Source organism: Belnapia sp. F-4-1, assembly GCF_000802185.1.
Classification (GTDB): Bacteria; Pseudomonadota; Alphaproteobacteria; order Acetobacterales; family Acetobacteraceae; genus Belnapia.
Genome location: NZ_KN676113.1, coordinates 1,227,078 through 1,249,859 on the forward strand (window position 1 = coordinate 1,227,078; position 22,782 = coordinate 1,249,859).

General features: G+C 70.9%; 27 protein-coding genes. 16 read left to right on the forward strand and 11 right to left on the reverse strand.

The window, feature by feature from the left end; genetic code table 11:
* Positions 1 to 104: 104 nt before the first annotated feature.
* Complete coding sequence (locus tag LH62_RS06010; RefSeq protein ID WP_043365263.1) at positions 105 to 851, reverse strand: PhyR family response regulator anti-anti-sigma factor; 747 nt, start codon at positions 849 to 851, stop codon at positions 105 to 107.
* A 69-nt stretch (positions 852 to 920) separates the two neighbouring features.
* On the opposite strand from LH62_RS06010, the gene LH62_RS06015 reads away from it, so the two are divergent.
* From LH62_RS06015 to LH62_RS06025, 3 genes are all read left to right on the forward strand, one after another.
* On the forward strand, positions 921 to 1,436 hold the full coding sequence (locus LH62_RS06015) for a sigma-70 family RNA polymerase sigma factor (RefSeq protein WP_236552486.1): 516 nt from the start codon (positions 921 to 923) through the stop codon (positions 1,434 to 1,436).
* A gap of 72 nt (positions 1,437 to 1,508) precedes the next feature.
* Entirely contained in the window at positions 1,509 to 2,117 is a 609-nt protein-coding gene (locus LH62_RS06020) for a sigma-70 family RNA polymerase sigma factor (RefSeq protein ID WP_052213759.1), read from the forward strand.
* A gap of 6 nt (positions 2,118 to 2,123) precedes the next feature.
* Positions 2,124 to 2,390 carry a NepR family anti-sigma factor gene (locus LH62_RS06025; RefSeq protein WP_369796740.1) on the forward strand — a complete coding sequence of 89 codons (267 nt, stop codon included), beginning with the start codon at positions 2,124 to 2,126 and terminating at the stop codon, positions 2,388 to 2,390.
* 64 nt (positions 2,391 to 2,454) lie between these two features.
* On the opposite strand, the gene LH62_RS06030 is transcribed toward LH62_RS06025, so the two are convergent.
* Positions 2,455 to 4,044 carry a 2-isopropylmalate synthase gene (locus LH62_RS06030; protein WP_043359949.1) on the reverse strand — a complete coding sequence of 530 codons (1,590 nt, stop codon included), beginning with the start codon at positions 4,042 to 4,044 and terminating at the stop codon, positions 2,455 to 2,457.
* Between the two features lie 284 nt (positions 4,045 to 4,328).
* On the opposite strand from LH62_RS06030, the gene LH62_RS06035 reads away from it, so the two are divergent.
* The gene (locus tag LH62_RS06035) at positions 4,329 to 5,297 is read left to right on the forward strand and encodes a hydroxyacid dehydrogenase (protein WP_043359950.1); all 969 of its coding nucleotides are present in this window, start codon (positions 4,329 to 4,331) and stop codon (positions 5,295 to 5,297) included.
* A gap of 10 nt (positions 5,298 to 5,307) precedes the next feature.
* On the forward strand, positions 5,308 to 5,586 hold the full coding sequence (locus LH62_RS06040) for a cupin domain-containing protein (RefSeq protein WP_043359951.1): 279 nt from the start codon (positions 5,308 to 5,310) through the stop codon (positions 5,584 to 5,586).
* On the opposite strand, the gene LH62_RS06045 is transcribed toward LH62_RS06040, so the two are convergent.
* Genes LH62_RS06045 through LH62_RS06060 form a run of 4 tightly spaced genes read right to left on the reverse strand, consistent with a single transcriptional unit; the run spans position 5,583 to position 9,162 of the window.
* Positions 5,583 to 6,566: a tripartite tricarboxylate transporter substrate-binding protein gene (locus tag LH62_RS06045; RefSeq protein ID WP_043359953.1), complete on the reverse strand. Its 984-nt coding sequence runs from the start codon at positions 6,564 to 6,566 to the stop codon at positions 5,583 to 5,585. The genes LH62_RS06040 and LH62_RS06045 overlap by 4 nt on opposite strands.
* 20 nt (positions 6,567 to 6,586) lie before the next feature.
* The gene (gene puuE, locus LH62_RS06050; RefSeq protein WP_043359954.1) at positions 6,587 to 7,495 is read right to left on the reverse strand and encodes an allantoinase PuuE; all 909 of its coding nucleotides are present in this window, start codon (positions 7,493 to 7,495) and stop codon (positions 6,587 to 6,589) included.
* A gap of 36 nt (positions 7,496 to 7,531) precedes the next feature.
* Positions 7,532 to 8,362 carry a uroporphyrinogen-III synthase gene (locus tag LH62_RS06055; protein WP_043359955.1) on the reverse strand — a complete coding sequence of 277 codons (831 nt, stop codon included), beginning with the start codon at positions 8,360 to 8,362 and terminating at the stop codon, positions 7,532 to 7,534.
* Positions 8,359 to 9,162, reverse strand: a complete 804-nt coding sequence (locus LH62_RS06060; protein ID WP_043339078.1) for a class II glutamine amidotransferase — start codon at positions 9,160 to 9,162, stop codon at positions 8,359 to 8,361. Before LH62_RS06060 ends, LH62_RS06055 begins: the two co-directional genes overlap by 4 nt.
* Before the next feature lie 64 nt (positions 9,163 to 9,226).
* Between LH62_RS06060 and LH62_RS06065 the strand changes: the two genes are divergently transcribed.
* The 4 genes from LH62_RS06065 to LH62_RS06080 are packed head-to-tail and all read left to right on the forward strand — an operon-like array spanning position 9,227 to position 12,268.
* Positions 9,227 to 10,090, forward strand: coding sequence for a glycine betaine ABC transporter substrate-binding protein (locus LH62_RS06065; RefSeq protein ID WP_043359956.1), 864 nt, complete (start codon positions 9,227 to 9,229; stop codon positions 10,088 to 10,090).
* Positions 10,090 to 10,707 carry an ABC transporter permease gene (locus LH62_RS06070; protein WP_043359957.1) on the forward strand — a complete coding sequence of 206 codons (618 nt, stop codon included), beginning with the start codon at positions 10,090 to 10,092 and terminating at the stop codon, positions 10,705 to 10,707. Before LH62_RS06065 ends, LH62_RS06070 begins: the two co-directional genes overlap by 1 nt.
* Entirely contained in the window at positions 10,707 to 11,333 is a 627-nt protein-coding gene (locus LH62_RS06075; RefSeq protein WP_043359958.1) for an ABC transporter permease, read from the forward strand. The genes LH62_RS06070 and LH62_RS06075 overlap by 1 nt, the downstream gene beginning before the upstream one ends.
* Positions 11,330 to 12,268 carry an ABC transporter ATP-binding protein gene (locus LH62_RS06080; protein WP_043359959.1) on the forward strand — a complete coding sequence of 313 codons (939 nt, stop codon included), beginning with the start codon at positions 11,330 to 11,332 and terminating at the stop codon, positions 12,266 to 12,268. The genes LH62_RS06075 and LH62_RS06080 overlap by 4 nt, the downstream gene beginning before the upstream one ends.
* Positions 12,269 to 12,271: 3 nt before the next feature.
* Here LH62_RS06080 and katG read toward each other — a convergent pair whose 3' ends face one another.
* The gene (katG, locus tag LH62_RS06085) at positions 12,272 to 14,506 is read right to left on the reverse strand and encodes a catalase/peroxidase HPI (RefSeq protein WP_043359960.1); all 2,235 of its coding nucleotides are present in this window, start codon (positions 14,504 to 14,506) and stop codon (positions 12,272 to 12,274) included.
* Between the two features lie 215 nt (positions 14,507 to 14,721).
* Between katG and LH62_RS06090 the strand changes: the two genes are divergently transcribed.
* From LH62_RS06090 to LH62_RS06120, 7 genes are all read left to right on the forward strand, one after another.
* Positions 14,722 to 15,633: a hydrogen peroxide-inducible genes activator gene (locus LH62_RS06090; protein ID WP_043359961.1), complete on the forward strand. Its 912-nt coding sequence runs from the start codon at positions 14,722 to 14,724 to the stop codon at positions 15,631 to 15,633.
* 73 nt (positions 15,634 to 15,706) lie between these two features.
* Positions 15,707 to 16,888, forward strand: a complete 1,182-nt coding sequence (locus LH62_RS06095; RefSeq protein WP_052213760.1) for an acyl-CoA dehydrogenase family protein — start codon at positions 15,707 to 15,709, stop codon at positions 16,886 to 16,888.
* Between the two features lie 84 nt (positions 16,889 to 16,972).
* Positions 16,973 to 17,827: a phosphate/phosphite/phosphonate ABC transporter substrate-binding protein gene (locus LH62_RS06100; RefSeq protein WP_043359963.1), complete on the forward strand. Its 855-nt coding sequence runs from the start codon at positions 16,973 to 16,975 to the stop codon at positions 17,825 to 17,827.
* Positions 17,824 to 18,570 (forward strand): phosphonate ABC transporter, permease protein PhnE, encoded by a 747-nt coding sequence (gene phnE / locus LH62_RS06105; protein WP_052213761.1) that lies wholly within the window; start codon positions 17,824 to 17,826, stop codon positions 18,568 to 18,570. The genes LH62_RS06100 and phnE overlap by 4 nt, the downstream gene beginning before the upstream one ends.
* A complete protein-coding gene (locus LH62_RS06110; RefSeq protein ID WP_052213762.1) occupies positions 18,570 to 19,220 on the forward strand; it encodes a phosphonate ABC transporter ATP-binding protein in 651 nt (216 codons plus the stop codon). The genes phnE and LH62_RS06110 overlap by 1 nt, the downstream gene beginning before the upstream one ends.
* A complete protein-coding gene (locus tag LH62_RS06115) occupies positions 19,220 to 20,059 on the forward strand; it encodes a metallophosphoesterase (RefSeq protein ID WP_052213763.1) in 840 nt (279 codons plus the stop codon). Before LH62_RS06110 ends, LH62_RS06115 begins: the two co-directional genes overlap by 1 nt.
* A complete protein-coding gene (locus LH62_RS06120) occupies positions 20,056 to 20,304 on the forward strand; it encodes a DUF2934 domain-containing protein (RefSeq protein WP_043359964.1) in 249 nt (82 codons plus the stop codon). The genes LH62_RS06115 and LH62_RS06120 overlap by 4 nt, the downstream gene beginning before the upstream one ends.
* A 46-nt stretch (positions 20,305 to 20,350) precedes the next feature.
* On the opposite strand, the gene LH62_RS06125 is transcribed toward LH62_RS06120, so the two are convergent.
* The 4 genes from LH62_RS06125 to LH62_RS06140 are packed head-to-tail and all read right to left on the reverse strand — an operon-like array spanning position 20,351 to position 22,782.
* Complete coding sequence (locus tag LH62_RS06125; protein WP_144404392.1) at positions 20,351 to 20,689, reverse strand: hypothetical protein; 339 nt, start codon at positions 20,687 to 20,689, stop codon at positions 20,351 to 20,353.
* A complete protein-coding gene (gene mnmA / locus LH62_RS06130) occupies positions 20,686 to 21,765 on the reverse strand; it encodes a tRNA 2-thiouridine(34) synthase MnmA (protein WP_043359966.1) in 1,080 nt (359 codons plus the stop codon). The genes LH62_RS06125 and mnmA overlap by 4 nt, the downstream gene beginning before the upstream one ends.
* On the reverse strand, positions 21,765 to 22,466 hold the full coding sequence (locus tag LH62_RS06135) for a TenA family protein (protein WP_052213764.1): 702 nt from the start codon (positions 22,464 to 22,466) through the stop codon (positions 21,765 to 21,767). The genes mnmA and LH62_RS06135 overlap by 1 nt, the downstream gene beginning before the upstream one ends.
* Positions 22,453 to 22,782, reverse strand: a complete 330-nt coding sequence (locus tag LH62_RS06140; protein WP_043359967.1) for a ferredoxin family 2Fe-2S iron-sulfur cluster binding protein — start codon at positions 22,780 to 22,782, stop codon at positions 22,453 to 22,455. The genes LH62_RS06135 and LH62_RS06140 overlap by 14 nt, the downstream gene beginning before the upstream one ends.

The window sequence follows — 22,782 nt, forward strand, 5'->3', positions numbered from 1 at the left end:
CCGGCCATTTCCTGACGCCCCTCCGCAACCTTGCCGCAGAAGGCGGTGCGGAACCTTGGGTTCGAGGGACTACCCGCCCCAGTGAAGCGGTCCTTAGGGACGCTTCAAACCGGCCGCACGCCACGCGTCACCGCTTGGTAAGTGGCGACAGCCAGCGTCGTCGGGTCGAACGGCTTGGTGATGACGAAAGCCGGCTCCACCGCCTCGCCGGTCAGCAGCCGCTCCGGATAGGCGGTGACGAAGATCACCGGCGCCGTCAGGTCGCGCAAGATGCGGGCGACCGCGCTCGCTCCGTCGCCACCGGCGCCGAGGTTGATATCGGCCAGCACCAGCCCCGGCCGCTCCGCCCGCGCCAACTCCACCGCCTCGGTTTCCGTCGCGGCGATGCCGACGACGCTGTGGCCGCAACGCTCCACCAGCTCCTGGATGTCAAGGGCGATGATCGGCTCGTCCTCGATGATAAGCACCCGGGCGGTGACGCCGGTGCGCAGCCCGTCGCGGGCTACGAGCAACTCCGCCTCCGCCTCGGCGGGGGCGATGCGGCAAGCTGCGGCCGCGGCGGTCAAGGGCTGCTCCTCCAGCGCGGTCAGCAGCAGCAGCATGCGCTGCTGCAAGGTCAGCCCGGCGGGATCGATCCTTGGTCCGGAGTCCACGGCACGGACAGCGTCGCCGACCGCGCCGTACAATATGGTACGCGGCGTCATTTCCTCGGGGAATTGCTGCGTCATCACCTTGCGCAGCGCATCCGCCACCATTGCGTCGCCCTGAGCCTGGGTTCCGGTCAGCGCGCGGGCATAGCGGCGCGCATAAGGCAACGCCTTGATCATTCCCGCCCGGTCGATGGCGCTCATGCCTTTCTCATCCTGCACAGGCGATGGATATCCTTATCGCACCCCTAAGGCGGTGATATTGAGCATGTCGTGACCGAACAAGCCATGGATCGCGGGTTGCGCACGGCGCTCGCGCAATTGTTGCCCGAACTCCGGGCTTTCGCCCGGTACCTCTCGGGCTCGCGCACCGAGGCAGACGATCTGGTGCAGGAGGCGGTGCTGCGCACCCTGCGCTCGCTCGACGGCAGGTCGGAGGGCGTGGATCTTCGCGCCTGGTGCCTCGCCGTCATCCGCAACACCTTCCATGAGCAGCTCCGCTCGCGCCGCCGCGAACGCCGCCTCGCCGAAGCCATGCCTGAGGAGCCGGAAGCCCCCGCCGAGCAGGAAGTCCCCGGCCGCATGCGCGACCTGACGCGGGCATTGCGCGAGCTGCCGCCGCTGTTGCGCGAGGCGGTGATCCTGGTGGGCGCCCAGGGTTTGTCGCACCAGGAAGCCGCCGAAATCTGCGCCGTGCCGCTCGGCACCATGAAGGCCCGCGTCTCCCGTGCCCGCCGGTTGCTCGCCGAAGCACTGGAAAAGCAACCTCCCGATCCTGTGATGCTCTGACGCGCGCGTGATGCATCCATCCGCTCCTGCCGGTCACTCCTCATCAGACGAAGCAAGAGGGACCGGACGACCATGGACGGACACACCGAAACCACCGCGAAGCCCGCCCACGCCGTCAGCACCGCTGCCGAATTCCATGGCCAGCTGGTCGCCCTGCTGCCGAAGCTGCGGGTCCAGGCCCTGGCGCTGACGCGCAACCGGGCCGCTGCGGAGGATCTGGTGCAGGATGCCGTCGCCAACGCCCTGGCGGCCAAGGACAGCTTCACTCCCGGCACCAATTTCGCCGCCTGGATGCATCGCATCCTGCGCAACCGCTTCATCTCCACGCTCCGCAAGCAGCGCGAGACGACTGACATCGAGGATCTGCCGATGTCCGCCTTCGCCGTCAGCGGCGCGCATGAGGACCGCCTCGTCCTCAAGGAGCTGAGCCGCGCCCTCGGCCGCCTGCCCTCCGACCAGCGCGAGGCGCTGTTCATGGTGGTTCTCCAGGGCCTCTCCTACGAGGAAGTCGCCCAGGCCACCGGCTGCGCCGTTGGCACCGCGAAGAGCCGCGTCTTCCGCGCCCGCCGCCAGCTCCAGGCCTGGCTGATGGGCGAGGACCAGCCGGCTGGCGAGCTGCGGCCCGGCGCGCAGCGCGACCGGACCGATACGGTCGTTGGCGAAATCCGCTCTGTGGTATAGTGTAATATGACACGGAGTGGGGTGGCGCTGCTGGAACGGCGCGCCACCAGCCCGTCCTTGGCGGCCGGGATGATGGGCAAGACGGACAAGAAACGCGCGAACACCCCGGCAGAGCCCGGTATCGAGCAGGAGGGCAAGGAGGTGGACCAGGCCTTCGATGTCTGGCTGCGGCGTGGGCTGCACCAGCTCTACGACACTGTGGCGCGCGAGCCGATCCCAGATGAGCTCCTGCGCCTGATCGAGGAGGACCAGTCCTCCTCGGAGAAGAAGTAGCGCGCCCCACTTCGAGGCGCCCTATCAGGGCCCCGGCCGGCCGGCCGGGGCCTTTTTCATGCGCTCAGGCCGACAGCGCTGGGGTGATCTCGGCCGGCGCCGTCCGCTCGCGCTTCACCAGCAGCTTGTTCAACGCGTGCACATAGGCCCGGGCCGAGGCGACGATGGTGTCGGTATCGGCGCCCTGGCCATCGACCAGCTTGCCCCCCTCCTCCATCCGCACCGTGACGCGCGCCTGCGCATCCGTCCCGCCCGTCACGCTCTGCACCGCGTAGAGCTTCAGCGCCACGTCATGCGGGAAGGCGTTGCGGATGGCATTGAATGTGGCGTCCACTGCCCCGTCGCCGCTCGCCATGCCGTCGCAATGCTCGCCATCCACCTCGAGCGCCAGCGTCGCCATCGGCTTGGTGCCGAGGCCGGTGGCCACCGTCAGCGCCAGCAGCTTCACCCGGTCGTTGCCGCGCACCACCTCGTCATCGACCAGAGCCACGACATCCTCGTCATAGACCACCTTCTTGCGGTCGGCGAGGTCCTTGAAGCGGCGGAAGGCGTCGTTCAGCTGGTTGTCGCCGACCGTGTAGCCGAGCGCCGCCAGCTTGTCGCGGAAGGCCGCCCGGCCGGAATGCTTGCCGAGCACCAGGCTGTTCTTGGTCCAGCCGACGCTTTCCGGCGTCATGATCTCGTAGGTCGAGGCATCCTTCAGCACGCCGTCCTGGTGAATGCCGCTCTCATGCGCGAAGGCGTTGCGGCCCACGATCGCCTTGTTCGGCTGCACGTCGAAGCCGGTAATGGTCGCCAGCAGCTTGCTGGTGCGCAGCAGCTTCTGGCTGACGATGTTGTTGGTGTAGGGCAGCGCATCCCGCCGCGTCCGCAGCGCCATCGCCACCTCCTCGAGCGAGGCGTTGCCGGCTCGCTCGCCGATGCCGTTGATCGTGCTCTCGATCTGCCGCACGCCGGCCTGGATGGCAGCGACGGTATTGGCCACCGCCATGCCGAGGTCGTTGTGGTTGTGCGCCGAGAGGATGACCTTCTCGATCCCCGGCACCCGGTTGCGCAGGTCGCGGAAGATCCGCGCCATGTCCTCCGGCATCGAATAGCCGACCGTGTCGGGAATGTTGATGGTGGTGGCGCCTGCCTTGATCGCCGCCTCGACGCAGCGGCAGAGGAAGTCGGGGTCGGAGCGGCTGCCATCCTCGGCGGACCACTCCACATCGTCGCTGTGCTGGCGGCCGAGGCTGACGCTGCTGGTGGTCAAGTCCAACACCTCTTCCGGCGTCATCCGCAGCTTGACGCGCATATGCAGCTCGGAGGTCGCCAGGACGATGTGGATGCGCTTGCGGGCGGCGGGCTTCAGCGCCTCGGCGCTGCGCAGGATATCGGCCGGGTTGGCACGGCCGAGGCTGGCGACCACCGGCCCGTCCTTGGCGAATTTCCGCGCGATCGACTGCACGCTCTCGAAATCGCCCGGCGAGGCGATGGCGAAGCCCGCCTCGATGACATCGACGCCGAGTTCGGCCAGCGCCTCCGCCATGCGCAGCTTCTCCTCGAGGTTCATCGAGAAGCCGGGCGACTGCTCGCCGTCCCGCAGGGTGGTGTCGAAGAAGATGATGCGGTTGTCGTCCAGCGTGCCGAAGCTGGGATGGGTGATGGCCATGGATCTGTTTCCTTCGTGCTCGCGCAGCCTCTCGCTCAGTCTCCCCTGAGCGATGCCGGCCGTCAGCCGAGCGTCACGCCCAGGGGCGGGTAAGTCGAAGGAGAAGGAGGCCGATCAGCGGGCGCACGCGGCCGGCGGCGAAACCGCTCACCAGGCCGGACAGGGGCGCGCGCAAGGTCATGGGACCCGCAACCTAGCCGTGCCCCGCCCTTGCGGCAAGGGGCCTTGGCGCGGAGCGCCGATGGTTTCACCATCCCACCACAATCCCCGGGAGGACCGACTCCATGCCGCACCGCATTCTGCTCTGCCGCGCCCTGCACCCTGCCGGCCAGGCGGTGCTGGCAGAACGAGGCGACCTCGACATCGTCACCCTGCAGGATCCGCCGGTCGAGCAGTTCCACCAGCACCTTTCCTCGGCGGACGCCGTGCTCTGCTGGCTGGAGCGGGTGGACCGCGCGGCGCTGGCCGTCGCGCCGCGGCTGAAGGTCGTCTCCCGCTACGGTGTCGGCTTCGACACGGTCGACATCCCCGCCTGCACGGAGCGCGACATCCCGGTGATGGTGGTGAACGGCGCCAACGACCTCAGCGTCGCCGAGCATGCGATGATGCTGATGCTCGCCGTCGCCCGCCGGGCGCTGGACAACGACCAGATCGTCAAGGGCGGCGGCTGGTGGGCCAAGGGCGGCCCCGGCATGGTCGACCTCGCCGGCCGCTCCGTCCTGGTGGTGGGCTACGGCCGCATCGGCAGCCGCGTCGCCAATTACTGCCGCGCCTTCCAGATGAAGGTCATGGTGATGGATCCCGGCTTCCACCCGGCCCGTATCGCCGCCGACGGCTTCACCCCCATCCGCGACATCCAGGCCGGCCTCGCCGAGGCGGATGTGGTGACGCTGCACTGCCCGCTCTCGCCCGTTACCCACCACTTGATGGACAGCGCCGCCTTCGCCGCGCTGAAGCCCGGCGCTATTCTGGTCAACACCGCCCGCGGCCCGATCGTGGAGGAAGCCGCCCTGGTCGCCGCGCTCGAATCCGGCCGGCTGCACGGCGCCGGGCTCGACGTGCTGGAGGTGGAGCCCTCGACCGCCACCAACCCGCTCTATGCGCTGCCCAATGTGGTCGTCAGCCCGCATAATGCGGCGAGCACGGAGGAAGGCCTCGCCCGCATGGCCCGCCAGGCGGCGCGCAACATCCTCGACGTGCTGGACGGCAAGCGCGACCCGGCCTTCATGGTGAATGGCGAGATCGCCCGGTAGGAGAGGCCGCATGGACGCCAGGGACTTCGCCGACCTCCTGCGCTCGGAGGGCTTCACTGAGGTCCTCGACCGCAGCCTCCCGCCCGGCCAGGTCGTGCCGGAGCACAGCCACCCCTTCGATGCCAAGCTGCTGGTGACGGGCGGTGCCTTCACCCTGACGCGCGACGGCCGGGCCACCACCCATGGCCCCGGCGATGTCTTCAGCGTCCCGGCCGGGCACCGCCATGCCGAACTGGCCGGGCCCGAGGGCGCCGACTACATCGCCGGCCGCCGCCACAAGCCGGCCTAGGTCTCCTCAGGCCGGAACCCGCTTTCGGCGATGATCGGTCCCCATTTCTCGTAATCGGCCCGGAAGCGCCGGGTGAAGTCGGCGATGGAGAGCGGATAGGGCCGCATCTCCAACCGGGCGATCGCCTCGCGGTAATCCGGCATGGCGATCGCCTCCACGGCGGCGCGGTGCAGCGCCTCCTGCACCGCCGCCGGCGTCCTCGCGGGCAGGAACAGCCCGAACCACTCGCTCCCGGTGAGCTGCGGATAGCCCTGCTCGGCGAAAGTCGGCACATCCGGGAAGCGCGGCAGCCGCTGCTCGGAGGAGACGCCCGCCAGCCGCACCGGCCCGCCCGGCGTCGCCGCATGCGGCGCAAGATCGACCATCGGATGATAGCTCGCCGCCAGCCGCCCGCCGATCAGGTCCTGGATCGCCGGCGCGCTGCCCCGGTAAGGGATGTGCGTCATCGACAGCCCGGTCGCCTTCGCTACCTGGACGCCGAGGAAGTGCAGCATGCTCCCCGCTGCCGCGCTGCTGAAGGGGATGTCGGTCTTCCCCGCCCCCCATTCCTTGAAGGCCGCCAGCGTGCCGAGGCTGTTCGCCATCGGCCCAACCCCCATGCCGAAGGTGAACTCCCCCGCCGGCGTCACCGGCATGAGATCTGCGAAGGGGTCGTAGCGCAGCGTCGCAGGCCGGTAGAGATGCGGGAAGATCACCAACATGCTCGCCGCCGTCAGCAGGATGGTGTTGCCGTCCGGCTCCGCCGCCTTCACCGCCTCCACCGCCAGCCGCCCCGCGGCGCCGACGCGGTTCTCGACGATGACATTCTGCGCATAGGTCCCGCGCAGCCGCTCGGCGATCAGCCGCGCGGTGGTGTCGGCGCTGCCCCCGGCCGGGAAGCCGACGACGACCCGGGCGGTGCCCCGCGCCGGCTGGGCGAGGGCGGGCGCAGCGAGGGTGGCGAGCCCCAGGCCAAGGACGGTACGGCGGTCCAAACTCATGGTCGTTTCCTCATTATGGCTTATTGAGGCGGATGCTGCGCCAGCCAGTGGTGGGCGATCTCCGCCCGCCGGCAGACCCAGACATCGCTGTGCCGCGCGACATGGTCGAGGAAGCGCTCCAGCGCCGCCGCCCGTGCCGGACGCCCGGCCAGCCGGCAATGCAGCCCGACCGACATTATCCGCCCGCCCTCGCGCCGCAGCATGTCGAAGCTGTCCGTCAGGTGCTGGGTGAAGCCGTCATTCGCCGAGAAGCCCGGCGGCACCGCGAATTTCATGTCGTTGTTGTCGAGGGTGTAGGGCACGACCAGCAGCGGCTTCCCCGCAGCCCGCACGTAATAGGGCAGGTCGTCGGCGTAAGAGTCGCTGTCGTAGAGGAAGCCACCATGCTCGGCGACCAGCCGCCGCGTCCGCAGGCTGATCCGCCCGGTATACCAGCCGACCGGCCTGCTGCCCGTGGTCCGCTCGACCACCTCCACGCAGCGGGCAATATGGTCGCGCTCCACATGCTCCGGCACGCGGCGATAGTCGATCCAGCGCCAGCCATGGCTGGCCACCTCATGCCCGGCCTCGGCGAAGGCGCGCCCGGCCTCCGGATGCAGCTCCAGCGCCCGCCCGACAGCATAGATCGTCAGCGGCAGCCCGCGCTCCCGGAACAGCCGCAGGATGCGCCACAGCCCCGCCCGCGCGCCGTAGTCGAACTGGCTCTCGGTCGAAAGGTCCCGCTCCGCCCGCGGCGTGCCGCCCGGCACCTCATGCAGGTAGAGCTCGCTCCCCGCATCGCCGTTGAGCACGGTGTTCTCCGCGCCCTCCTCGTAGTTCAGCACGAAGGAGAGGGCGAGCCGCGCCCCGCCCGGCCAGCGCGGATCGGGCGGGTTGGGTCCATAACCATGGAAGTCGCGTGGATGCTCGGTATCGCCTGCGAGGATCATACCGGGAGTGTGGCCCGCGCTGGCTCCGTTCCGCAACTATCCCCGGCTGAGCCCCGCGAGGATGGCGTTGACCATCGGCTTCATGTGGAAATTCTCCTCCGGCATCACCGCCACCTCGCCACCCGCGACCCGCACCGCCTCGGCGACGACGGGCCCGACGGCCGCGATCCGCGTCCGCCGCAGCGCTTCCGCCAGCACCACCCGCCGCCCGGCTTCCTCGGCCAGGCTCACCAGCCGCCGCACCTGTGGGGTGCTGGTGAAGACGACGAGGTCGACCCGCCCCGCCGCCATCTCGCCGAGCGTCTCGAGCACCCGCTCATCCTCCGCCCGCGTCGCATAGGCGTAGGGCAGCACCGGGTCCGCCTCCGCCCCGGCTCCCTTGAGGAAGTCGAGCAACGGCGCATTGGGATTATCGGGATAGAGCTGCACCGCCACCCGACGCCCCGTGAGGTCCAGCTCCTCCATCCCGGCGATGATCCCCGCCGTCGTCGCCGGCTCCGGCGCCAGGTCCGGCCCGAGCCCGATGCTGCGCAGCTTCTGGCTCGGCTTCGGCCCGCGGCAGATGCGCCTGACGCCGGCCAGCGCCGCCCGGAACTCCCCCTCGATTCCCGCCCGCTCCGCCACGCCGAGCAGCCGCCCCAGCCCCTCCCCGGTCAGCAGGATCAGGTCGTCCGGCGGCGTGGCGATGAAGCGCCGCAGCCAGGCTTCCACCGGCGCCGGGTCCGCTGCGTCGATGATGGCGACCAGCGGACAGCGGATCGCCTCGGCCCCCTGGCGCTCCAGCATCCGCGCCAGCACCTCCAGCTCCCGCGTCTCCGGCACCACCACCCGGAGCCCGGCCATGCTGCCCGTCACTGCCTCGCTCATGCCGCCTGCTCCAGTTCCGGGACGGCGACGCGCCGGTGCATCCAGCGCTCACCCTCGCGGAACACCACGAATTGCCCTGGCTCCATCACCGTCCAGGCCTCGTCCTTGGTCAAGGGCCGCGTTGCCACCACCGTCACCACGTCGCGCGGTGTGGTTTCCTTGGCGAAATCGGCGCTGAGGTCCTCGTCGATCAGCGTCGCCGGGCCAAAGGGCGCCCGCCGCGTTAGCCAGGCCATCCGCTTGCCGCAGAAGCAGTAGAGCCAGCGCCCGTCGCTCATCAGCATGTTGAAGACGCCCGTTGCCGCCAGCCGCCGCGACAGCGCTTCGATCGCCGCCCCGAGCCGATGGCCAGGCGGCGAGGCGGGGAAGGCCTCTCGCAGCCGGTCCAGCATCCAGCAGAAGGCATGCTCGCTGTCGGTCGTCCCGACCGGATGGTAATGCCGCAGCGGCCAGCGCTTCACCCCCGCCAGTTGCCCGTTATGGGCGAAGGTCCAGAGCCGCCCCCACAGCTCCCGCTGGAAGGGATGGGTATTCTCCAGCGCCACCCGCCCCCGGTTGGCCCGGCGGATATGGCTGAGCACCGTGCAGCTCTTGATTGGGTGGTCCCGCACGAAGCGCGCCACCTCCGAATCGGCCGAGGGCCGCGGGTCATGGAAGGCCCTCGCCCCCTTGCCCTCGTAGAAGGCGATCCCCCAGCCATCCGCATGCGGCCCGGTCTTGCCACCGCGTTGCATCAACCCGGCGAAGCTGAAGCAGATATCCGTCGGCACATTGGCGCTCATCCCGAGAAGTTCACACATCCCCCCAGCCTAGACCCGGCCGCGAGCGACTTGCCCAATCGTTCCGCCAGTCTAGGCTGACACGATGCGGAGACGCCTCCTCCTCGCCGCCTTGGCCGCGCCAGCCCTCGCCCGGGCGGCCCCGCTGCTGCGCGTCGGGTCGAAGAATTTCACCGAGCAGCTGGTTGTCGCCGAACTTTTCGCCCAAGGCCTGGAACGCGCCGGCGCCACCGTGCAGCGCCGGGTCAACCTGGGCGGCACCGCGATCGCCCATCAGTCTTTGCTGGCCGCCGAGATCGACCTTTACCCGGAATACACCGGCACCGGTCTCGGCGTGGTCCTCAAGCAGCCACCGGAGGGCGACGCCGCCACGGTCCTCGCCAAGGTCCGCGCCGGCTACGCCCCGCTTGGCCTCGACTGGCTCGACCCCTCCGGCATCGACAACGGCAACGCTCTCCTCGTCCTGCCGGCGACGGCGCGGCGCTACAACCTCGCCACCCTCTCCGACCTCGCCCGCGCCGCCCCCCAACTCACCCTGGCGGCCGGCAACGAGTTCGCCGACCGCGCCGATGGCCTGCCCGGCCTCCGCCGCGTCTACGGCATGGAATTTCGCCGCTTCCGCCAATTCGCCGCCCTCGGCCTCCGCTACGCCGCGCTGAACCACGGCCAGGCCGATGTGGTGAACGCCTATGCGACGGATTGGCAGATCGCCACCTACGGCTTCACCACCCTCCGCGACGACCGCCATCTCTGGCCGCCCTACCAACTTGCCGCCGTCGTCCGGCAGCAGGCGGTGCGCGACTTCCCCGGCCTCGCCTCGCCGCTGCTCGCCATCGGCGCCAAGCTCGGCAACGGCGTGATGCAGGAGCTGAACCGCCAGGTGGACCAGGATGGCGAGGAGCCGCGCGAGGTCGCCGCCCGCTTCCTCAAGCAGCACGGCCTCGCCTGATGCGCTGGACAGGCCGCAACCTCGACACCATCGGCGCTGCCCTGCTCGCCCATGCCGAGTTGGTCGCCGCTGCCCTGGCCCTCGCCCTGCTGATCGCCCTCCCCCTCGGCCTCGCGGTCGCCCGTCGCCGCGGCCTCCGCACCGGCCTGCTCGGCACCGCCTCCGTGCTCTACTCGCTGCCGACGCTGGCCCTCTTCGCCCTGCTCGTGCCGGTGCTCGGCCTCGGCTTCGCCCCGGCCCTGCTCGCCCTCGTCACCTATGCGGTGCCCGTCCTGCTGCGCGCCCTCGTCACCGGCCTCGCCAGCGTGCCGCCCGCGGTGCTCGACGCGGCGGAAGGCATGGGCCTCACCCCCCGCCAGCGCCTGTTCCGCGTGGAGCTGCCGCTTGCCCTGCCCGCGCTGCTCGGTGGCCTCCGCGTCGCCTCCGTCACCCTCGTCTCCGCCGCGACGGTTGCCGCCTATATCAGCGCCGGCGGCCTTGGCACGCTGATCCTCACCGGCCTCGACCAGGGCCACACCGAGAAGATCCTGGTCGGCGCCGGTCTCGTCACCCTCATGGCCCTGCTGATCGACTGGGGCCTCGGCGCCGTCCAGCGCCGCCTGCCGGCGAGCCGCTGATGGAGTGGCTGCGCACCCATCCCGGCCTCTTCCTCGGCGCGGTCGGCGACCACCTGCTGCTTTCGCTCACCGGCCTTGCCATCGGCATCGCCCTCGCCTTGCCGGTCGGCATCGCCGTCGCGCACCGCCCGCGCCTCGCCGAGGCCGCCATCATGATCGCCGGCGCGCTGCGCACCATCCCGAGCCTCGCCGTCCTCGCCGCGCTGCTGCCGCTGCTCGGCGTCGGCTTCACCCCCTCGGTGATCGCCCTGGCCCTGCTCGCCCTGCCGCCGGTGCTGGTCAACACGGTGATCGGCATCCGCACCGCCGACCCCGCCGCGCTCGATGCCGCCCGCGGCCTCGGCATGACCGCCACCCAGCGGGCAATGCGCGTGGAGCTGCCGCTCGCCGCGCCGCTGATCTTTTCAGGGCTGCGCGTCGCCGCCGTGCAGGTCGTCTCGGCCGCGGCGCTTGCCACCTTCATCGGCGGCGGCGGGCTCGGCGATCTCGTCACCCAGGGCCTCGCCCTGCTCGATACCGGGCGGATGCTGGTGGGCGCCATCGCCATCGCCCTGCTCGCCCTTGGCACGGAGGCCGCGCTCGGCATGCTGGAACGCCACCTCGCCGTGCGGGTCCGCGGCGCATGATCGCAATCGAGGGTCTCACCAAGCGCTGGCCCGGCGCCGACCGCGCCTCGGTGCAGGATGTCACCTTCGCCGTGGCTGAGGGCACGAGCTGCGCCATCATCGGCCCCTCCGGCTCCGGCAAGACCACGCTGCTGCGCATGGTCAACCGCCTGGTCGAGCCGAGCGCCGGCACCGTCCGCATCGGCGGCGAGGATGCCCGCGCGATGGAGGCGACGGCGCTCCGCCGCCGCATCGGCTACGTTATCCAGGAAGTCGGCCTTTTCCCGCATTGGGACGTCGCCGCCAACATCGCCACCGTCCCGGCGCTGCTCGGCTGGGACCGCCCCCGCATCCGCACCCGCGTCGAGGAGGTGCTGGCCCTCGTCGGCCTCGACCCCGCCCGCTTCGCCATCCGCCGCCCGCACGAACTTTCGGGTGGTGAGCGCCAACGCGTCGGCGTCGCCCGTGCGCTCGCCGGCGACCCGCCCGTGCTGCTGATGGACGAGCCTTTCGGCGCCGTCGATCCCGTCCAGCGCGCCAGGCTGCAGGAGGAGGTGCTGCGCCTGCTGCGGCAGCTCCGCAAGACCGTGCTGCTGGTGACGCATGACGTGGCGGAAGCCGTCCGCCTCGGCGACGCCGTCGCCCTGCTGCGCGATGGCCGCCTCGTCCAGCACGGGCCTGCGGCGGAGATGCTGGCGCACCCCGCCGATGGCTTCGCCACCGAATTCCTCGGCAACGACCGCATGCTGCTGCGCCTCGCCCTGGTCCCGGTTGCGACGCTGCCGAGGCATGCGGAGCCAGCGCCCGGCCCCGCCCTGGCCGAGGGCGCCACCTTGCGCGACGCCCTCGCCCAGATGCTGTCGGGCGGCACCACCACCGCCCCGCTGACCGGCGGCGGCTCCATCACCCTCGCCGACCTCCTGGCCTTCGCCGGCGGGGGGATGGGCCGCGCCTGACCGTCAGGCGTGCTGCAACGCCTTCTGCACCAGGTCGAACCGGTCGAGGTTCATCACCTTCGTCCAGACCTTCACGAAGTCCTTGAGGAAGGCCGGCTGCGAGTCGTCGCAGGCATAAGCCTCCGCCACCGCACGCAGCTGCGTGTTCGAGCCGAAGATCAGGTCGACCCGCGTCGCCGTCCAGCGCGGCTGGCCCGTCGCCCGGTCCCGCCCCTCATAGACGCCGTCCTCTGCCGAAGGCTGCCAGGCCGTGCCCATGTCGAGCACATTGACGAAGAAGTCGTTCGTCAGCGCCTCCGGCCGATCGGTGAAGACGCCATGCTTCGCCCGCTCATGGTTGATGTTGATGGCGCGGAGCCCGCCCAGCAGCACCGCCATCTCCGGCGCCGTCAGCATCAGCTGCTGCGCCCGGTCGATCAGCAGCTCCTCCGGCGAGGCCTTGTAGTCGCGCTTGAGGTAGTTGCGGAACCCATCCGCCACCGGCTCCAGCACCTCGAAGGACTCCGCGTCGGTCTGCTCGGCCGAGGCATCGGTCCGGCCCGGCGTGAAGGGCACCTCGATCTCGGCCCCCGCCTTCCGCGCCGCCGCCTCCACCCCGGCGCAGCCGCCGAGAACGATCAGGTCGGCCAGCGAGACCTGCTTGCCGCCCGCAGGCTGCGCCGCGTTGAACTCCGATCGGATGCCCTCGAGCTTCGCCAGCACGCCGGCCAGGCGCTGCGGCTCGTTGACCTCCCAGTCCTTCTGCGGCGCGAGCCGAATGCGCGCGCCATTCGCCCCGCCGCGCTTGTCGGAGCCACGGAAGGTCGAGGCCGACGCCCAGGCCGTGCCGACGAGGTCGGAGACGGACAGGCCGGAGCCGAGCAGCTTCGCCTTCAGCGCCTTGATGTCAGCCTCGCCGATCAGCGGATGCGTCACCGGCGGGATCGGGTCCTGCCAGAGCAGCTCCTCCTTCGGCACGAGCGGGCCGAGATAGCGAGAGACCGGCCCCATGTCGCGATGCGTCAGCTTGAACCAGGCCCGCGCGAAGGCATCCGCCAGCTGGTCCGGGTTCTCGTGAAAGCGTCGCGATATCTCGTTGTAGATCGGGTCGACCTTCATGGCCATGTCGGCCGTCGTCATCATCGGCGCGTGACGCTTCTCGGGGTCATGCGCGTCCGGCACCGTGGTCTTCGCCGCCGGGTCGGTCGGCGTCCACTGCCAGGCGCCGGCCGGGCTCTTCGTCAGCTCCCAGTCATACCGGAAAAGGTTGTCGAAGTAGCCGTTGTCCCACTGGGTCGGATTGTTGGTCCAGGCGCCCTCGATGCCGCTGGTGATGGCATGGACGCTGTGGCCCTTGCCCAGCTTGTTCTTCCAGCCGAGCCCCATCTCCTCGATCTCGGAACCCTCCGGCTCGCGCCCGACATTCGTGGCCTCGCCCGCGCCATGGCACTTGCCGAAGGTATGGCCGCCGGCAACGAGCGCCACGGTCTCCTCGTCGTTCATCGCCATGCGCGCGAAGGTCTCGCGGATGTCGCGCGCCGAGGCGGCCGGGTCCGGCTTGCCGTTCGGCCCCTCCGGGTTGACGTAGATGAGGCCCATCTGCACCGCGGCCAGCGGCGCTTCCAGCTCGCGGTCGCCGGTGTAGCGCTTGTCGCCGAGCCAGGTGTCCTCGTTGCCCCAGTAGATGTCCTGCGGCGGCTCCCAGAGGTCGATGCGCCCGCCGGCGAAGCCGAAGGGCTTCAGCCCCATCGACTCGATCGCGCAGGTGCCGGCATAGATGATGAGGTCGGCCCAGGAGATCTTGCGGCCGTACTTCTTCTTGATCGGCCAGAGCAGCCGCACCGCCTTGTCGAGGTTGCCGTTGTCCGGCCAGCTGTTCAGCGGCGCGAAGCGCAGCGTGCCCGCGCCGCCGCCGCCCCGGCCGTCGCCGGTGCGGTAGGTGCCCGCGCTGTGCCAGGCCATGCGGATGAAGAGCGGCCCGTAATGCCCGTAATCCGCCGGCCACCAGTCCTGCGAGGTCCGCATCAGCGCGAAGAGGTCCTGCTTCAGCGCCTCGAGGTCGAGTGTCTCGAACTCCTTCGCATAGTCGTAGGCCTCGCCCAGCGGGTTGGCGAGGTTCGAGTGCTGGTGAAGGAGTCCGACGTTCAGCGCATTCGGCCACCAGTCGCGGTTCGACCGGCCAGCGAAAGAAGTATGACGTGGCGCGGTGCCGTGCATCACCGGGCACTGCCCGGTGCCAGGGCTCTGATTACCGTCCATGGTTCTCTCCTCTGCCATGCTCGTTGATCGTTCGAGGCTGCGGGTCGCCGCAACGGCCTGACGCCGGATGCTGCGGTCAGGGAACTCGGCCTGTCTTGTTCCTCCCTCTCGGTCCCACGGCCCTGCGGCGACGCTAGCCGCCCTGGATGGATAGGGTTAAGCATTAATTTCCAACCGATCCGATAGACCCTGGCTATCGAGGCAGAACGGCGCCGATGAATCTCCGCGATTTCCGATACTTGCTGGCGGTCACCGAGTACGGTCATTTCGGCCGTGCCGCCCAGGCCTGCGGTGTCAGCCAGCCGACGCTCTCCGTGCAGCTCCGCAAGCTGGAGGAGCAGCTCGGCCTTGCGCTGTTCGAGCGCGACCGCAAGACGGTGGTCCCGACCAGCGCCTGCGAGCGGCTCATCGGCCATGTCCGCGCCGCGGTGGCAGAGGCCGACGCCATCCTCGCCGCCGCGCGCGACCTTTGCGACCCGCTGGCCGGGAATTTCCGCCTCGGCATCATCCCGACGCTTGCGCCCTACCTGCTGCCCCTAGTCTTCGCGCCGCTGCGCGAGGCGCTGCCCACGCTCACGTTGGAACCTTGGGAGGACCAGACGCTCACCCTGCTCGACCGCCTCCGCGCCCATGAACTGGACGCCGCGCTGCTGGCGACGGAGGTGGACGGCACCGAATTCACCAGCCAGCCGCTCTTCGACGAGCCCTTCCTCGCTGCCCTGCCGCCCGAGCACCCGCTCGCCGCCCGCGAGGTGGTGGCGGAATCCGACCTCGCCCAGGATATCCTGGTCCTGGCCGACGGCCACTGCCTGCGCGACCAGGCCCTCGCCGCCTGCGGCCAAGGCGGCACGCTCGGTGGCGCGCTCGGCGGCACGCTGCGCGCGGCCAGCCTCTCGACGCTGCTCAGCATGGTCGCCGCCGGCTACGGGACGACGCTGATCCCGGGCCTCGCCGCCGGCACCGCACAGGACATGGGCATCGTCCTGCGCCCGCTGAAGGAGCGCACCGGCCGGACCGTGCGCCTTGCCTGGCGGTCGAGCTTCCCGCGTCGTGCCGCGGCCGAGGCCGTCGGCCGGGTGATCGGTGACCGCCTCCGCGGCTTCGCCGCGGCAACCGGGCCAATCTAGCAGCGGGGGGATGGGCACCCCCCATCGCCCGGGTCTAGCCTCTGGCCAAACCGATCTCGCGGGAGAGAAACCCATGGCCCTCACCACCGACGGCATCGCCATTCCGCCCCTCGCCGAGGAGCACCGCATGGTGCGCGACCTCGTCGTCCGCTTCGTCGAGCGTGACCTGATGCCGCTCGAGCCTGCCGTCCTCAAGCGCGAGTCGGAGGGCCAGCGCTACGGCCTGACGCCGGAGGAGGAGGCCCCGCTGCTCGCCAAGGCCAAGGAGCTAGGCCTCTACGGCCTCGACGTGCCGGAGGAATTCGGCGGCGCCGACCTGCCCGTCTCCGCGCTGATGGCGATCGAGGAGGAGATGGGCCGCACCGTCACCCCCTTCATCTTCCCGCCCGACAGCCCGAACCTGCACATGCTGCTCGCCGTCGCCAACCCCGAGCAGCGGATGCAGTATCTCGACCCCTATGCCCGCGGCGAGATGCGCTCCTCCATCGCCATCTCCGAGCCCGGCGCCGGCGGCGACCCGGCGGGCATGACTACCCGCGCGGTGAAGGAGGGCGACAGCTGGGTCATCAACGGCCGCAAGATCTGGGTGAGCGGCGTGCCGCGTGCCGACTTCATCATCCTCATGGCCCGCACCGGCGAGGGCAAGCGGCAGGAGGGCGTGACGGCCTTCATCGTCGAGCGCGGCACGCCAGGCTTCATCATCGAACGTGAGATTCCGATGATCGGCGGCCGCCGCACCTATGAGTTGGTCTTCGAGGATTGCCGCGTCCATGAGCGGCAGATCCTGGGCCAGCTCGGCGCCGGCTACGCGCCGATGCAGCTCCGCCTCAATGTCCGCCGCCTGCAGATGGGCGCCCGCTGCACCGGCATGGCCCGCCGCGCCCTCGACATGCTCTGCGAGCAGGCGAAGAACCGCAGCACCTTTGGCGTCCCCCTCGCCGACCGCCAGGCCATCCAGTGGTGGATCGCCGAGGCCGCGACCAAGATCCACACCACCCGCCTCATGGTCCGCGACGCCGCCGCCAAGATGGCCGCCGGCGAGGATGTCCGCACCGAGGCCTCGATGCTGAAGGTCTATGCCACCGAGATGGCGCAGGAGGTGCTGGACAACGCCATGCAGACCTTCGGCGCCATGGGCATGACGAAGGAGCTGCCCCTGCAGCTCATGGCCAGCCAGGTCCGCGTCCAGCGCATCTACGAGGGCCCGAGCGAGGTCCACCGCATGGCCATCGCCCGCCGCCTGTTGAAGGGCTGAGCCCCGGCGACAGGCGGGTTAAATTGCGGCATGGGTGCATCCGCCCACTGGCCTCCGGCGAAGGGCCCATTGGAGGATGACCCCATGCCCCTGACCCGTCGCCTGCTCCTCGCCTCGGCCTCGCTGCTCGCCACCCCCGCCCTCGCCCAAGGCGGCCCGCTCCGCTGCGCCGTCGGCCCCTTCCAGCCGACGGCCGGAGACACCCGCCGAGCCTATGAGCCCTTCTTCACCCATCTGGCGAAGGCGGTCGGCCGCGCCCTCGGCCTCACCGTCACCACCGACTGGGCCGGCATCGCCGTGGCGCTTGCCAACGAACAGGTCGATGCCGCCTGGATGGGTCCCTGGGGCTACGTCCTCGCCAGGGACCGCGCGAAGGCGGAGGCGCTGGCCGTCGTCCAGTACCAGGGCAAGTCGACCTACCACGCGATCATCATCGCCCGGCCCGACCTTGCCATCGCCCGCTTCCCCGAGGATGCGAAGGGCATGTCCATCTCCTTCGCCGATGCCGGCTCGACCAGCGGCTGGCTCATCCCGCATTACTGGTTCAAGACCCAGGGCATCGACCCTCGCACCTACTTCCGCTACCGCGACGGCGCCTCCCACCCCGCCAACGACCTCGCCGTGGCGAACGGGCAGGTGGACCTCGCCACCGACTACGACCGCAACCTCGCCGCCATGATCGCCGCCGGCCGCCTCCGCGCCGACCAGGTGAAGATCGTCTGGCGCTCCGAGCCCCTGCCCAACGACGCCCTCGCCGTCCGCGACCGCCTCGACCCCGGCCTCAAATCGGCGATCCGCGACGCCGCCCTCGGCCTCGACGCGGCCGCCGCAGCCCGGATCATGCCCGCCAACTACACCGGCTGGGTCCCCGCCCGGCCAGACAGCTACGCGCTGATCGAGGCCGCCGGCCGCGCCCTCGGCCGCATCGGCGGCGGATGAGGCGAGCCCTCGGGCTCCTGCTGCTGGCGGCGCTCTACGCCGCCTGCATCGCCGTGGTGCAACCGGACCTGCCCCGCCTCTGGGCCGGGCTGCCGCGCCTCGCCCATTGGCTGGCCGGCGCCTTCCCGCCCGACTTCTCCGGCCTGCCGGACCTGCTGCGCCGCGCGGCGGAGACGGTCGCCATCGCCACCCTCGGCACCAGCCTCGCCGCCCTCCTTGCCCTGCCGCTCGCGCTGATGGCGGCCCGCCCGGTCGCCCCGCTGCCCGCCCTCTACCACCCGGCCCGCGCCCTGCTCGACGCGCTGCGGGGCATCGACGGCTTCGTCTTCGCCCTGATCTTCGTCGCCGCCGTCGGCCTCGGCCCCTTCGCCGGCATGCTCGGCGTCGCCCTCCACTCCGCCGGCTCCATCGCCAAGCTCTGGTCCGAGGCGCTGGAGACCGCCGACCCGGCGCCGCTGGAAGCCGCGCTCTCGGCCGGCGGCAGCCGCGCCCAGGCCGCCGCCGTCGTCCTCCTGCCGGAAACCCTTCCGCAGACCGCCTCCGCCCTGCTCTATGTGTGGGAGTTCAACATCCGCGCCTCCACCGTGCTCGGCCTGGTCGGTGCCGGCGGCCTCGGGCAGGAGCTGAAGAACGCCGTCGACCTGCTCGACTTCGCCCGCGTGCTGGCGATCCTGATCATCGTCATCGCCCTGGTCCTCACCGCCGACCGCCTCTCCGCCGTCCTGCGCCGGAGGCTCGCCTGATGCTGGAGACCCGGCGCGGCCTAGTCATCCACGGCCTCGCCCTTTCCCTCGGCGGCCAGCCCGTCCTGCACGCCATCTCGCTGGAGGTCGCGCCGGGCGAGGTGGTGGCGATCGAAGGCCCCTCCGGTGCCGGCAAGACCAGCCTGCTCCGCGCCGCCGCCGGCCTGCTGCCCTGCCAGGGCACCATCCTCGCCGATGGCGGCCGCCCTGCCCTCGTCTTCCAGCAGCATGCCCTGGCAGGGCGGCTCACCGCGCAGGAGAACGTACTGGTCGGCGCCCTCGGCCGCCTCGGCTTCTGGCGCCCGGCCCTCGGCCTCTGGCCTGCGGCGGAGCGGGCGGCGGCGGAGGCCTGCCTCGCCCGCGTCGGCCTCGCCGGCCTCGGCCCCCGCCGCGCCGCGCATCTCTCCGGCGGCCAGCGCCAGCGCGTCGCCATCGCCCGCGCCCTGCTGCAGCGCGCCCGGGTACTGCTGGCCGACGAGCCGGTCGCCAGCCTCGACCCGGAGAATGCGGAGGCCATCCTCACCCTGCTCCGCCGCCTGGCGCGGGAGGAAGGCCTCGCCATCCTGGTCAGCCTGCACCAGCCCGACCTCGCCTGCCGCTTCGCCGACCGCCGCCTCCGCATCGAGGCCGGCAGACTTTGGGACATCTGATGGACCAGCCCCTGCTCTGCTTCGGTGGCCCCTATTCCAACCGCCAGGCCCTCGAAGCCCTGCTGGCCGAGGCCGCCCGCCTCGGCATCCCGCCCGCCCGCATGCTCTGCACCGGCGATGTCGTCGCCTACTGCGCCGATCCGGCGGCAACCCTCGACCTGATGATCGCCACCGGCATCCCGACGGTGATGGGCAATTGCGAAGAGAGCCTGGCCGAAGGCGCCGCGGATTGCGGCTGCGGCTTCGAGGAGGGCACCGCCTGCGACCTGCTCGCCCGCGGCTGGTTCGCCCATGCCGACCGTCAGGTGACGCCCGCCCACCGCGCCTGGATGGTCGGCCTGCCACGCCGGATCGACCTGACTCTTGCCGGCCGCCGCCTCGCCGCCATTCATGGCGGGGCGACGAGCATCAACCGCTTCCTCTTCGCCTCCACCCCCGATGCCACGCTCGCCGGCGAGATCGCCGAGATGGGCGTCGAAGGCGTCATCGCCGGCCATTGCGGCCTGCCCTTCAGCCGGCTGATCGAGAGCCGTCTTTGGCACAATGCCGGCGCCATCGGCATGCCGGCGCATGACGGCACCCGGCGCACCTGGTTCTCCCTGCTGACGCCCTCCCCTGAGGGAATCCGAATCGAGCACCGCCCCCTCGCCTATGACCACACTGCCGCCGCCCGCGCCATGCGCGATGCCGGTTTGGCGGAAGGCTATGCCGCGGCGCTGGAAAGCGGCCTCTGGCCTTCCGAGGACGTGCTACCGGCCACCGAGCGCGCCCGCCGCGGCCAGCCCCTTGCCTCGCCGCCCGTCTTCTGGCCTTCACCAGGATCGAACAGAGGACGATGACCGCAATGCCCGAGGACCAGACCATCCCGGAGGAGACGATCCGCCACCGGGCCCATGCACTTTGGGAGGAAGCCGGCCGCCCCGAGGGCCACGACGAGGAATTTTGGCACCGCGCCCGCGAGGAACTGACCGTCGCCAGCCGCGCCCCGCAGGAATTCGCCGGCGAGACCGGCGCTGCGCCCCTGCCGGAGCCGGCCAAGCCCCGCACGCCCGTCAAGGGCAAGCCGCGCGCGAAGAAGGCCTGACGCCGTCAGCCGCAGCCGAACCCCCAGGGGCGGCAGGGGCAGGAGCCTACAGTCCCGCCTTCCTGACCGCCCGCCGCAGCAGCCAGCCATGGACGCCCGGCACCTTGCCGATGGCGTCCTTGAGCGTCCGCAATTCTCCCTCGGCCCGCGCCTTGGCGACGGCAGCCTCGACGGCCTGCCCGCGCGCCACCTGCTGGCCCTCTTCCAGCGCCGCGATCCGCCGCGCCGCATAGGCCTCGACGCCGCCCTTCTCGAACTCGCCGAGGCTCGCCTCCGCCCTGGCGAGCTTCGCCTTGGTCTCGGCCAGTTCCGTCTCGAGCTGCGCCACCCGGCGCCCCTGGCCCTTGGCGCCCTTCGGCTTCACGGGACGCGACGGCCGGCTCATGCCGCCTCCCGCCGGATGAAGCCGCCGCCCAGCACCCGCTCGCCGTCATAGAGCACGCAAGCCTGGCCCGGCGCGGCAATGGCCGGCACCTCCGGCGTGACGCGCAACACGCCCGCCGCCGCATCCCAACGCGCCATGGCGGGCTGCGGCATCTCCCGCGCGCGGAGCTTCACCTGGCAGGCGATGGCCCCCTCCGGCGGCGCGCTCAGCCAGTTCACCTCGGCGACGGCGACCTCGGCCTGCGGCAGCGCCGCCCTCGGCCCGACGATGACGCGCCGCCGCCCCGGCTCCACCGCCGCGACGTAGAGCGCCTGGTCCCCATCCCGCGAGGCCTGCCCCAGCCCGCGCCCCTGCCCGACCGTATAGCGCGCGATCCCAGCATGGCGCCCAAGCACCCGCCCATCGAGATGGACGATCTCGCCCTCCTCCGCCGCATCCGGCCGGAACTTGGCGACGACTTCGGAGTACCGCCCCTCCGGCACGAAGCAGATATCCTGGCTGTCCGGCTTCTCGGCGACCGCGAGGCCGAGCCGCGCCGCCTCCGCCCGCACCGCCGCCTTGTCCGGCATCCCGCCGAGCGGGAAGCGGCAGAATTCCAGCTGCGCCCGCGTGGTAGCGAAGAGGAAGTAGCTCTGGTCCCGCGCCGGATCGGCCGCGCGATGCAGCTCGGCGCCCGCCGCCCCCTCGACCCGCCGCGCATAATGCCCCGTCGCCAGCGCCTCCGCCCCCAGGTCCCGCGCCAGCCCGACCAGATCCTCGAATTTCACCGTCTGATTGCATCGTACGCAGGGGATGGGCGTTTCGCCGCGGGCATAGCTGTCGGCGAAATCCTTCACGACCGCATCACGGAACCGGCTCTCCCGGTCGAGCACGTAATGCGGGATGTCGAGCGCATCCGCCACCCGCCGCGCATCGTGGATGTCCTGCCCCGCGCAGCAGGCGCCCTTACGGCTCGTCGCCGCACCATGATCGTAGAGCTGCAGCGTCGCGCCGACGACCTCGTGCCCCTCCGCCTTCAGCAGCCCCGCGACGACGCTGCTGTCCACCCCACCCGACATGGCGACAAGGATGCGCATCAGGCCGCGTCCAGCCCCTGCTGCCAGAACCGCGCCTCCAGCCTCGCCGCCTCGGCGAAGGTCGCCGAGAGGATGGGGAAGCGCGCCGAGCCGCCATGACTTTCCCCCAGCGCATCGATGCGGAGGGCCGCCGCCCGCGCCATCGCCTGGTAGCCCGGCGCGGCATAGGCATCGATCCAGCTCTGATAGGGGTTGCCCTCCCGCCGCCGCTGCGGGTCGGCGAGGATGCGCAGCGCCACCTCGCCATAGCCCACGGTGCAGGGCGCCAGCGCTACCTCCAGGTCGAGGATATCCCCGGCCAGCCCGCGGTCGATGACGTAGCGCGTATAGCTCACCGTCTCGGCGCTTTCGGGCGTGCCGAGAACCTCGGCCTCCGAAAGCCCCCACTCGGCGCAATAGCCGAGATGCAGCTGTGTCTCCGCGAGGATCGCGGCAATGCCGGCGGTCTTGTCCCGCATTGCCTGGATGCTTTCCGCCTTGAAGACGGCCAGCGCCTTGGCCCGCGCGAAATGGATGAGGAAGAGGTAGTCCTGGATCAGGTAGCGCCGGAACGCCGCCAGCGGCAGCGTCCCGTCCGACAGCCCCTGGACGAAGGGGTGCCAGGTATAGGCCGCCCAGTCGCCCGCGCAGGCCTCCCGCAGCCGCCGGAACAGCCCGCCTTCCGCGCCGAAATCAGCCCAGGGAGCGTTAGCCACCGGCATTCCTGGTCCCGGAAGGCAGCTTCACCACCAGCCCGTCCAGCGCCTCGGTCATGATGATCTGGCAGCCGAGCCGGCTCGTCTCCTGCAGGTCGAAGGCGAGGTCGAGCATGTCCTCCTCGTCCTCGGTCGGCTCCGCTAGCTTCTTGAACCAGCCGCCATCGACAATGACGTGGCAGGTCGAGCAGGCGAGCGAGCCCTCGCAGGCGCCCTCGATGTCGACGCCGTGCTTGTGCGCGATCTCCAGCACCGAGAGGCCGAGCGGCGCATCGACCTCCCGCTTCGTGCCGTCCCGCTCGACGAAGGTCATCTTCGGCAT